General features: G+C 65.1%; 8 protein-coding genes and 2 pseudogenes. 6 read left to right on the top strand and 4 right to left on the bottom strand.

Annotated features, from left to right (window positions below):
* Window positions 1-358: pseudogene (locus tag BST40_RS25890) on the top strand (PE family protein); the annotation flags it as partial.
* A gap of 25 nt (window positions 359-383) precedes the next feature.
* Here the strand turns inward: BST40_RS25890 and sucD are convergent.
* Both sucD and sucC read right to left on the bottom strand, forming a co-directional pair.
* On the bottom strand, window positions 384-1,286 hold the full coding sequence (gene sucD, locus BST40_RS25885; RefSeq protein ID WP_075549186.1) for a succinate--CoA ligase subunit alpha: 903 nt from the start codon (window positions 1,284-1,286) through the stop codon (window positions 384-386).
* A gap of 23 nt (window positions 1,287-1,309) precedes the next feature.
* Complete coding sequence (sucC, locus tag BST40_RS25880; RefSeq protein WP_075549185.1) at window positions 1,310-2,473, bottom strand: ADP-forming succinate--CoA ligase subunit beta; 1,164 nt, start codon at window positions 2,471-2,473, stop codon at window positions 1,310-1,312.
* 252 nt (window positions 2,474-2,725) lie between these two features.
* Here sucC and BST40_RS25875 point away from each other — a divergent pair, with 252 nt between their 5' ends.
* On the top strand, window positions 2,726-3,793 hold the full coding sequence (locus BST40_RS25875; RefSeq protein WP_075549184.1) for a M23 family metallopeptidase: 1,068 nt from the start codon (window positions 2,726-2,728) through the stop codon (window positions 3,791-3,793).
* 3 nt (window positions 3,794-3,796) lie between these two features.
* Entirely contained in the window at window positions 3,797-4,381 is a 585-nt protein-coding gene (locus tag BST40_RS25870; RefSeq protein ID WP_167381711.1) for a hypothetical protein, read from the top strand.
* Window positions 4,382-4,458: 77 nt separating this feature from the next.
* On the opposite strand, the gene pcrA is transcribed toward BST40_RS25870, so the two are convergent.
* Window positions 4,459-6,774 carry a DNA helicase PcrA gene (gene pcrA / locus BST40_RS25865; RefSeq protein WP_075549182.1) on the bottom strand — a complete coding sequence of 772 codons (2,316 nt, stop codon included), beginning with the start codon at window positions 6,772-6,774 and terminating at the stop codon, window positions 4,459-4,461.
* A 68-nt stretch (window positions 6,775-6,842) separates the two neighbouring features.
* Window positions 6,843-8,873: a PPE family protein gene (locus BST40_RS25860; RefSeq protein WP_075549181.1), complete on the bottom strand. Its 2,031-nt coding sequence runs from the start codon at window positions 8,871-8,873 to the stop codon at window positions 6,843-6,845.
* Between the two features lie 404 nt (window positions 8,874-9,277).
* On the opposite strand from BST40_RS25860, the gene BST40_RS25855 reads away from it, so the two are divergent.
* The 3 genes and pseudogenes from BST40_RS25855 to BST40_RS25845 form a co-directional block, all read left to right on the top strand.
* Window positions 9,278-9,586, top strand: a complete 309-nt coding sequence (locus BST40_RS25855) for a chorismate mutase (RefSeq protein ID WP_075549180.1) — start codon at window positions 9,278-9,280, stop codon at window positions 9,584-9,586.
* A 60-nt stretch (window positions 9,587-9,646) separates the two neighbouring features.
* Complete coding sequence (locus BST40_RS25850) at window positions 9,647-10,618, top strand: esterase family protein (protein ID WP_075549179.1); 972 nt, start codon at window positions 9,647-9,649, stop codon at window positions 10,616-10,618.
* Between the two features lie 45 nt (window positions 10,619-10,663).
* A pseudogene (locus BST40_RS25845) lies at window positions 10,664-11,410 on the top strand (glucose-6-phosphate isomerase); the annotation flags it as partial.
* Window positions 11,411-11,471 lie beyond the last annotated feature (61 nt).

Here is an 11,471-nt window from a genome sequence, read left to right as displayed (position 1 = left end):
CGTCGGCGGGTTCGGTCCCCTCGGTGGGGCCGGTGGGGCCGGCGGGAGTGGCGGCGTACTGTCGGGCTCTGGCGGGGCCGGCGGTGGCGGCGGCAACGGCGGAGGTACCGGCGCAGGTGCCGGCGGTGCCGGCGGCGACGCCGGCTTACTCTTCGGCGACGGCGGTGCCGGCGGGCCGGGAGGAGCCGCCAGCGGTAATCCCGGCGGAGCCGGCGCCAACGGGGGACGCGCCGCATTGCTCCTAGGCTTCGGCGGGAACGGTGGCAACGGCGGGCCGGGGGCGCCCCCGGGCACCGGCGGCCAAGGCGGTGACGGCGGACAACTGTTCGGCGTGCCGGGCAAACCCGGCACGCCGTAGCCGACCTAGACGGCGACCAGGCGCGCTAAAGAGTCTTCAATATTTCCCGGGCGAGGGCCGCGGTTTCCGACGGCGTCTTGCCGACCTTGACCCCGGCCGCCTCGAGTGCCTCTTTCTTGGCGGCCGCGGTGCCCGACGAGCCGGACACGATCGCGCCCGCGTGGCCCATGGTCTTGCCTTCCGGCGCGGTGAAGCCGGCGACGTAACCCACGACCGGCTTGGACACATTGGCCTTGATGAAGTCGGCCGCGCGCTCTTCGGCGTCACCACCGATCTCGCCGATCATCACGATCAGCTTGGTGTCGGGATCCTTTTCGAAGGCCTCGATCGCATCGATATGGGTAGTGCCGATCACCGGGTCACCGCCGATCCCGATGGCAGTGGAAAAACCGAGGTCCCGCAATTCGAACATCATCTGGTAGGTCAGCGTGCCGGACTTGGACACCAGGCCGATCGGGCCGGGTCCGGTGATATTGGCCGGGGTGATGCCCACCAGCGCCTGGCCGGGCGTGATGATGCCGGGACAGTTGGGGCCGATGATGCGGGTCTTGCCGCCTTTGGCCACGTTGTAGGCCCAGGCGTATGCGGTGTCCTGCACCGGTACGCCCTCGGTGATCACCACCAGCAACGGAATTTCGGCATCGATCGCCTCGATGATCGCGTCCTTGGCGAATCGCGGCGGCACAAAGATGATCGAGACGTCGGCGCCGGTCTTTTCCATCGCCTCGGCGACACTGCCGAATACCGGCAACTTGATCACCCTGCCGCCCTTGTCCTCGTGGGTGACGGTGGTGCCGGCCTTGCGGGCGTTCACGCCGCCGACGATGTGGGTGCCCGCCTTGAGCATCCGGGCGGTGTGAACGGTGGCCTCAGAGCCGGTGATGCCCTGGACGATGACCTTGTTCTCTTTGGTCAGGAAGATCGCCATTGTCGTGTGGTCCTTTCTGGCTTTCAGGCGCTCGCCAGCTCGGCGGCTTTGTCGGCGGCCTCGTCCATCGTCGACACCAGCGTCACCAGGGGGTGGTTGGCTTCGGCCAGGATGCGCCGGCCTTCGTCGACGTTGTTGCCGTCCAGCCGCACCACCAGCGGCTTGTTGGCCTCACCGCCCAGAATTTCCAGCGCCTTGACGATCCCGGTGGCCACAGCGTCGCAGGATGTAATGCCGCCGAAGACGTTGACGAACACGCTCTTGACATCCTCGTCGCCCAGCACCACGTCCAGTCCGGCGGCCATGACCTCGGCCGAAGCGCCGCCACCGATGTCGAGGAAGTTGGCCGGCTTGACGCCGCCGTGCTTCTCACCGGCATAGGCGACGACATCGAGGGTCGACATCACCAGGCCGGCGCCGTTGCCGATGATGCCGACCTGCCCGTCGAGCTTGACGTAGTTGAGGTCGTGCTCTTTGGCCTTCAGCTCCAGCGGATCGGTGGCCGCACGGTCCTCGAACTCGGCGTGATCGGGATGACGGAAGTCGGCGTTGGCGTCGAGAGTGATCTTGGCGTCCAGCGCCAGGATCTGGTCGTCGGGGGTGCGTACCAGCGGGTTGACCTCGACCAGGGTGGCGTCCTCGGCGACGAACAGCTCCCACAGCGTGGAAATGGTGACGGCGGCGGCGTCGAGCACCTCGGCCGGCAGGTGACCCTGCTCGGCGATGGAACGTGCAAACGCCACGTCGACGCCCTTGACCGCATCCACCGGAACCTTTGCCAACCGCTCCGGCTTGGTGGCGGCCACTTCTTCGATGTCCATGCCGCCCTCGACCGAGCACATCGCCAGGTAGGTGCGGTTGGCGCGGTCCAGCAGGAAGGAGATGTAGTACTCCTCGGCAATCTCGCTGGCCTCGGCGACCAGCAGTTTCTTGACGATGTGGCCCTTGATGTCCAGGCCGAGGATGTTCTGGGCGTGCTGGTATGCGTCGTCTGGGGTCGCGGCGTATTTGACGCCGCCCGCCTTGCCCCGCCCACCGATTTTGACCTGTGCTTTAACCATCACCGGACGACCGATCTCGGTGGCGATCGCCTTGGCGCCTTCGGCGCTGTCGGTCACTCGGCCGGGCGTGCTGGGAACGTTGTGCTTGGCGAACAGTTCCTTGGCTTGATACTCGAAAAGGTCCATGTGCTCACTGTCTTCGCTGGGCTATCTGCTGGGCCGGTAGGGACGGTTGGAACTGTAGCGAGGCGCCAAACGGACGCCGCGATCGCATCCCACCGCTGTGGCGCACGCCACCGAATAGCGTCGCCTTCCAAACGTGATACAGCTCACATTTGTGCGTGGGTTATTGTCCTGAGGTTGCCAGCCCGGACGGTGAGCGGATACCGTCTCAGGGTCCAGATAACGTTATGGTCACGATACGAGGACATTTCAGCATTGTCCCAGCACCGATTCGCCCGTCCTGCCGCTGCAGGCGGGCTTTATGCATCCCGCGATCGTCGGCCTCAACATCACCACCGTAACGAAATCACCGAAATCATCCCGTTGGACGGATTCGACGGGTTCGACGAGCTGGAACTCGCCGACCTCGACGAGCTGGACTTCGGCGATCCCGAGTTCGGCACTGATGTGCAGTTACTGCAGGCCCCCGAGCTCGACGACCTGCATGAGACCGACGACCTGACCCCGACTTGGCTGGCCGGCCCGACCGAGGTGCTGGCCGCTGTGAGCATCGAGTCCGGGAGCCAAGCACCTGCCGCGCGTCCGCACGCCGCGACTGTCACCCCGGTGCCCCGGCGAGGCGGGCAGCACCGCAAGCAGCCGACCAGCGCGGCCAAGGGACGCCTGCTGATCTCGGCGATGGCCGCTGGCGCCGCTGCCGCCGCGGCGCATACGGCAACTCATCAAACCGACACCACCACGGCCGATACCGTGTTGAGCGCCAATGCGTCGGCGCTCACCGGCGGGTCGGGTGGCGCCCCCCGGGGTGTGCAGGTCATTGCCGCGCAGCCGGCGGCAAGCGCGGCGGTGCACAACGCCGAACTCGCCCATGGTGTGGCTTTTGCGCAGGAGCGGGCCCAGCGTGAGGCACGACTGCAGCAGCCGCTGTATGTCTTGCCGGCCAAAGGCATATTCACGTCGAATTTCGGGTATCGCTGGGGTGTGCTGCACGCTGGTATCGATCTGGCCAACTCCATCGGGACGCCGATCTACGCGGTGTCGGACGGCGTCGTCATCGACGCCGGCCCTACCGCCGGCTACGGCATGTGGGTCAAGCTGCGCCACGCCGACGGCACGGTGACCCTCTATGGTCACGTCAACACCACGCTGGTCAGCGTCGGACAGCGCGTGATGGCGGGCGACCAGATCGCCACCATGGGCAACCGGGGCTTTTCCACCGGCCCGCACCTCCATTTCGAAGTGCTCATGGGCGGCACCGAGCGAATCGACCCGGTGCCGTGGCTGGCCAAGCGCGGAATCTTTGTAGGCAACTACGCCGGCTGACCGGTGACCGCAGCGAGCCGTCCCCCCGCGCCTGAGAACCCGTCCGAGCCCACTGGATCTCTCGAGGAACCGCGCACCCGCATCATCCGCCGGGCGCCGACCGGACCACTGCCCGCGATATCCGATTCTGCGGCCACCCAGATCGCGCGACACCCGACAGGGTTGGACGCGAGCGGCCGGGTGGACCACTTTCCGCCGCTACCAGCCGCGATCGGCCATGAGCCGAGTCCTTGGACGGCCGTCGCAGCCGCGGCGGTCAGCATCGTCAGTGGCTGGGCCACCTCGGTGGTGGCCACCGACCTGATTGCCGGATGGTGGCGGACGGATCGGCTGTTCTGCATCGCGGTGGGTTTTCTGGCCCTGGTCTTCGCCGCAGCCACCGTCACCGGCGTGATCATGTTGCTGCTTCGCCGGTCTCTGGGGCGCTATCTGATCGCGGCGGGTGCGGTGGTCGCGGTGTTGACCTACGGCGGCGTATTCATCGCCGGTGCGCGCGTCGGGTGGATCGTGCACACCCTGCCGCTACTGCCGATCGCCAGCGCGGTGTTGGCCCTGCATCCGGCGACCAAACGCTGGCTCGTGGAGTAGCGGCTTCGCCGAACGTGTTGCCACTGCGAAGATCTCACGATTTTTTCGCAGCGAGTTCACGCTCAGCGCAAAGAGCGCTACAGCTTGGTGACCGGCGCGTGGTTGTGCATCAGCTTGACCCGTCCCGAACTGCCGAAGTCGATCAGCGACATCGCGGACTCCCCTACGCCAGAGACTTCCTCGACCCGGCCCAAGCCGTACTTGTCGTGGGTGACTCGATCGCCGGGCTGTAGCACCAGCAGCGGGCGCTTGCTCGCCCCTGCAGAACGGGTGGGCGCCGACCGCGGGGCGCCGAACCGGCCGGCTCCGCCCACCGGCGCACTGAACGACGGCTTCGGCGCGGTGCGGCGCCAATCGATGAGCTCCTGCGGGATCTCACGCAGGAAGCGCGATTCCGGATTCAGCATCGGCTGCCCCCAGGACGACCGCACCATGGCCCGGCTGACATACAGCCGTTGCCGGGCCCGCGTGATGCCGACGTAGGCCAGTCGCCGCTCCTCGGACAGTTCGGTCGGGTCGTCCAGCGCCCGCATGTGCGGGAACATCCCGTCCTCCCAGCCGGTCACGAATACCACAGGGAACTCCAGCCCCTTGGCGGTGTGCAGCGTCATCAGCGTGACGACACCGGAACCGTGCTCAGGGATCTCGTCGGAGTCGGCGATCAGCGACACCCGCTCCAGAAACGCCGCCAATACGCCGGTGTCCGGCACGTCTTCGTTGTCCGGTTCCAGCGCAGCGGTATTCGCCTGGTCGGCGCTGAATTCGTGTGCGACGCTGACGAGTTCGTTGAGGTTGTCCAGCCGCGCCAGCTCCTGGGGGTCGGTTGACGATTCCAGCTCCCGGCGGTACCCGGTGCGTTCCAGCACCGCCTCCACCAGCTCACCGAGGTCCTCGTCGAGACGGCCCCGCAGCTCGTCGAGCATCTCCACAAAGCCCGCGATCGACTTCTCCGCGCGGGTGTTGAGCATCGGCACTTTGCCCTCGGCCGCAGCCACCAGGGCATCGGCGAAGCTGGCGCCGGTGTTTTCGGCGTAGACCGCCACGCACGCCTCGGCGCGATCGCCGATGCCGCGGCGCGGCGTATTGAGTATGCGCCGCATGCTGACCGCGTCGCCGGGGTTGTCCAGCACGCGCAGGTAGGCGATGATGTCGCGGATCTCCTTGCGCTCGTAAAAGCGCACGCCCCCGACGACCTTGTACGGGATTCCGGCGCGGATGAACACCTCTTCCAGGGACCGCGACGAGTTGTTGGTGCGGTAAAAGACGGCGACGTCGTTGTAGGTGATCTCGCCACGCTCGGCCAGCGCGTCGATCTCGTCGGCAACGAACCTGGCCTCGTCGTGTTCGTTGTCGGCGACGTAGCCGACGATCAACTCCCCTTCGCCGGCGTCGGTCCACAGTCGCTTCTCCCGGCGCCCGGCATTGCGGGCGATCACCGAGTTGGCCGCCGAGAGGATGTTCTGGGTGGAGCGGTAATTCTGTTCCAGCAGAATGGTTGTCGCGTCGGGGTAGTCGCGCTCGAAGTCTTCGATGTTGCGGATGGTCGCGCCGCGGAAGGCATAGATCGACTGGTCGGCATCGCCGACGACGCACAGCTCCGCGGGTGGCACCGGGTTATCGCCGTCTTGCCTGCCGTGGCCGACCAGTTCGCGCACCAGGACGTACTGGGCGTGGTTGGTGTCCTGGTACTCGTCGACCAGGACGTGGCGGAACCGTCGCCGGTAGTACTGGGCGATGTCCGGGAAGGTCTGCAACACCGCGACGGTCTCGCCGATGAGGTCGTCGAAATCCAGGGCATTGGCCGCCCGTAGCCGCCGCTGGTATTCGGCGTAGACGGACGCGACGTTACGTGCCAAGTCATCTGAGTCGTCGGTCAGGTCGGCCAGTGCCTGATGGGGGTCGATCAGCTCGTTCTTCAGGTTCGAGATCGCGTTCGCCAACAACCGCGGCGAATACCGCTTGATGTCCAGGCCCATGTCACGGCCGATCATCTGCAGCAGCCGACGCGAATCGTCGGCGTCGTAGATGGAGAAGTTGGAGTTCAGGCCGTCGATCAGCGACGCCTGGTTGCGCAGGATGCGCACGCAGGTCGAGTGAAACGTGGACACCCACATGTAGCGGGCTCGGGCGCCGACCAGCCGCACCACCCGTTCCCGCATCTCGGCGGCGGCCTTGTTGGTGAAGGTGATGGCCAGGATCTGCCCGACCGCGACACCACGCGCGGCGATCAGGTAAGCGATCCGCCGGGTCAGCACCGCCGTCTTACCCGAACCCGCCCCCGCGACGATCAGCAGCGGTGAGCCCTCATGCAGCACCGCCTGGCGCTGTTGCGGGTTGAGGCCGTCGAGCAGCTGATCTGTTTCCGACTTCGCGTCGGTCGCGTGCACACTCATGTCGGTCCAAACTTACCGCCGCGCACCGACGACTCGTCGGGCCAGGCTGAGCGTCTGGGACGGTGCTGCTACTCGAACCCGGACTCGCCGGTCCCGGTGTGATTGCTGCCCGAGCTGCTTGAACCCGAATTGCCCCAGCCCGAGTTCAACGTCCCGGACTGGCCGAAGCCCGAGTTGTCGGTGCCGACGTTCATGAAGCCCACGTTGCCGGTAACGCCGCCATTGGCAAAGCCGATTCCAAAGCTGCTGGTATTCGAGAACCCGACGGAGTTGACGCCCGAGTTGAAGAAGCCGGTATTGCGGCTGTTTGTGTTTTGGAAGCCCGTCTGGAAATTACCGACGTTTCCGTAGCCCTCACTCGAATTACCGGTGTTCTCCCACCCGGAAGTACTGTTCCCATGGTTGTTGAAGCCCGAGGTTCCGATGCCGGTGTTCCCGAAGCCGGAGTTTGTGGCCCCGGTGTCGGTTGCGCTCCCGTAGCCGGTATTCACGTCGCCGGCATTGCCGGCACCTGTGTTGATGCTCCCCGAGTTCCAAAATCCAGTGTTGGTGTTGCCGGAATTACCAAAGCCGGTGTTGCCGGAGCCGGAGTTGTAGAAGCCCACACTGCTCGCACCGGAATTGAAGAAGCCCACCGTGCCGCTCGAGCCCGAGTTGAAGGCACCTACCGCAAAGCCGCCGCCATTTCCGACGCCCACGTTATCGCTTCCAGCGTTCCAGAAACCGACATTTCCGTGGCCAGAGTTCCCGAAGCCGACATTGGTGTTGGTCGTGTTCACCCAGCCCGTATTGTGGTTACCAGAGTTCATGATGCCGGTGTTCGTATTTCCGGAGTTCGCGATTCCGGAGTTGATGTCACCGGAGTTACCGATGCCCCAGTTTCCGTCGCCAGAATTGAAGAAGCCGACATTGTTGTCGCCGGAATTGAATAAGCCGATGTTGCCGCTGCCGGAGTTCAGGCCATTGAAGTTGATGCCAAACTGATTGTCGCCGGTCAGACCGATGCCGAAGTTGTTGTTCCCCGTGTTGCCGAAGCCGATGTTGAACTCACCAGTATTGCCCAGCCCGATATTGAAGTTGCCAAAATTGCCTATACCGATATTGGAGTTGCCGGTATTACCAAGTCCGACATTCGAGTTGCCTGCCGTGGGCATCACTCCAGGACCACTGTTGCCGAAGCCGAAGTTGGCGTTGCCGAAATTTCCGCTGCCGATATTGAGATTACCGGTATTACCGTTGCCAATATTCCCGCTGCCGCTGTTTCCGCTCCCGAAGTTTCCGCCACCGGTGGCCTGAGAGTTTCCGAATCCAAAGTTTCCGTTGCCACGATTACCGGCGCCGAAGTTTCTGCTGCCCCTGTTTCCGCTGCCCATGTTGAAACTGCCGGTGTTCCCACTGCCGAAATTGAGGATTCCGCTGAGGTTTCCGTCGCCGAAGTTGAGGTTGCCATTGTTCCCGCTGCCGAAGTTTGCATTACCGGTATTGCCGGTGCCCAGGTTTGCGCTGCCGATGTTTCCCAGGCCCAGGTTCCCGGCACCGATGTTGCCGACGGCCGACAGCGCGCTCAGGCCCGGGATGTTCTGCAGTAGTTGCTGCCACGGGGCCAGGCCCGCGGCCGCTGCCGAAGCCCCACCGTGATAACCCGCCATCGCGGCCACATCCTGGGCCCACATCTGTTCGTACAGGCCTTCGATGTGCGCGATCGCCGGCGCGTTCAGCCCGAACCAGTTCGACAGCACCATCTGCACCAATGCATTCCGGTTGGCCGCCACCGCCGCCGGCACGACCGTTGCGGCCCGCGCCGCCTCGAACACCCCGGCGACCGTTCGGGCCTGCCCGGCCGCCGTCACGGCCTGGGTTGCCGCCGCGCTCAACCAACCTGCGTAGGGTGCGGCCGCTGCCACCATCGCCGTCGACGCGGGCCCCTGCCACGCCTGGGCGGCCAGCCCCGAAGTCAGCGAGCCGAACGACGACGCCGCCGAACTCAGCTCCTCGGCCAACCCTTCCCATGCCGCCGCGGCGTCGAGCATGGGAGCCACACCCGCACCCGCAAACATCAGCGAAGAGTTGATCTCCGGAGGCAACACCGAATAATTCATCACCACAGTCCTTCCGCCCCTGGGCCCGACCCAGCCGGCTCCCCTGGTACCAGTGCCACACTCCCGGCACAGCGCGTAGAGCTTACGGCCCCCATTGCGGCGTGATGGGCGTTTTCGCGCTACTTTTCGCCAACCGAATCGACGCTTTGCCGCACGCGGCCAACCCGCGGGACCGGACCGGGTCCACCGCCGCACAACCGGCCCGCCACCATTTCCGGCCAACAGGTCGCCGGCTTTTTGCGCAGCCGCGGCCCTTGGTGGCACACTCGTTTGGTGCTCAACAGGCAGCGCCGATTTTTCTATGGGTACCGGCCAGCGGTGCCCGTGGTGTAGCTGCTTTCGCAGAGCCCCGTGGTCCGCTTCGGCGATTCGGGGCTCGTCTCTTGTGTGAGGCCCGATACCGGATGAGACCAGAATCCCCACATCACGAGAACGCGGAGTCAGCGGAGATGAACACCGACACCCAACAGCTGCCCACCATCGAGGAACTGCGCGAAGAGATCGACCGGTTAGACCGCGAGATTCTGGCCGCGGTCAAACGGCGCGCCGAAGTGTCGCAGGCGATCGGCAGAGTCCGAATGGCCTCCGGAGGCACCCGGCTGGTCCACAACCGGGAGATGCAAGTCATCGAGCGCTACAGCGAGCTCGGACCCGACGGTAAGAACCTGGCAATGCTGCTCTTGCGGCTGGGCCGGGGCCGTCTCGGTCACTAATAGGTCACATTCTCGCTGCTTATCGCAGATATCCTGGTTTCTGCGGTACATTCCGCCGAAATGGTTACAGCAAAGTCAGCTGAGCTACTGCGACTGCGCCGTGCAATGGCCGTTTCGACAACGGCTGTTCTTGCCCTGCTGGCAGCGCTGGCCGGCGGCTCGGCCACCTCGTCCGCGTGGTCGCGCCGTGGCCTGCCGATCGAGTATCTGATGGTGCCCTCACCGTCGATGCACCGCCAGATCAAGGTGGAATTTCAGGGCGGCGGCCCCCATGCGGTGTATTTGCTCGACGGCATGCTCGCCCGGGACGACTACAACGGCTGGGACATGCACCTGCCGGTGTTCGAATGGTTCGACCAATCCGGGCTGTCGCTCGTCATGCCCGTCGGCGGCATGGCCAGCTTCTACTCCAATTGGTATCAGCCCGCGGCCGGCAACGGCGGGGTCTGGACGTACAAGTGGGAAACCTTCCTGACCGACGAGCTTCCGCAGTGGCTGGCCACGAGCAAGTCCGTCAGCACTTCGGGAAACGCGGTGGTCGGTGCGTCGATGTCCGGATCGGCGGCATTGATCCTGGCCGCCAAACATCCGCAGAACTTCGGCTACGCGGCCTCGATGTCGGGCTTTCTCAACCTGTCCGCCGGGCAATGGCCGTCATTGGTCAGCGCCGCGCAACTAGGCGCCGGCGGTTTTCGCTCCGAGGCGATGTGGGGCCCGCCCACCGACCCCGCCTGGGCGGCCAACGACCCGACGGCCAATGCGGCGACACTCGTCGCCAACAACACCCGAATCTGGGTGTACACCGGCAACGGCGGCCAATCGGACGTGGAGGCCGCCGGCAAGCTGGATGCCAGCCTGCTGGAATCCGCCACGCGGATCAGCAACAAGATTTTCCAGGCCAGGTACAAAGCCAAGGGCGGGCACAACGGCGTGTTCAACTTCCCGGCTAACGGCACCCACACCTGGTCATATTGGGGCGCACAATTACAAGCCATGCTGCCCGATCTTCAGCAAGCGCTGGGCGCGACTTAGATATCGCTCCGACTGCCCCGGGTCCCGGAGCATTAGGGTCAATTCATGACCGCCCAGCCATCAATCCCCGACATCGCCGCCGCCCCGGCATGGGACGCCCTGCGCAAGCACCACGATCAGATCGGAGAAACTCACCTTCGGCAGTTGTTCGCCGACGATCCCGATCGCGGCCGCGATCTCACGATCACTGTCGGTGACCTCTATATCGACTACAGCAAGCACCGCATCACCCGCGAGACGCTACGGCTGCTGATCGAGCTGGCCCGCGCGGCGAGACTGGAAGAGCGCCGCGACCAGATGTTCTCGGGCGTGCACATCAACACCTCCGAGGATCGCGCCGTTCTGCACACGGCGTTGCGGCTGCCCCGCGACGCCGAGCTTGTCGTCGACGGCCGCAACGTGGTCCAGGACGTGCACGCCGTGCTGGATGCGATGGGCGACTTCACCGACCGGCTGCGCAGTGGCGAGTGGACCGGAGCCACCGGAAAGCGGATCAGCACCGTGGTGAACATCGGCATCGGCGGTTCGGACCTCGGCCCGGTGATGGTCTACCAGGCGCTGCGCCACTACGCCGACGCCGGGATTTCGGCGCGTTTCGTCTCCAACGTCGACCCGGCCGACCTCATTGCCAAACTGGCCGATTTAGACCCTGCCACAACGCTTTTCGTGGTCGCCTCGAAGACGTTCTCCACGCTGGAGACGCTGACCAACGCGACCGCCGCGCGGCGCTGGCTGACCGACGCGCTCGGCGATGCCGCGGTGTCCAGGCATTTCGTCGCGGTCTCCATTTTTTAGATTGTGTTGGACGTCTTCGTGATCTACACCGACAACATGTTCGGCTTCTGGGATTGGG

Source organism: Mycobacterium persicum, assembly GCF_002086675.1.
In the GTDB taxonomy this organism is placed as follows: Bacteria; Actinomycetota; Actinomycetes; order Mycobacteriales; family Mycobacteriaceae; genus Mycobacterium; species Mycobacterium persicum.
This window is presented reverse-complemented; position numbering and strand designations above follow the sequence as displayed.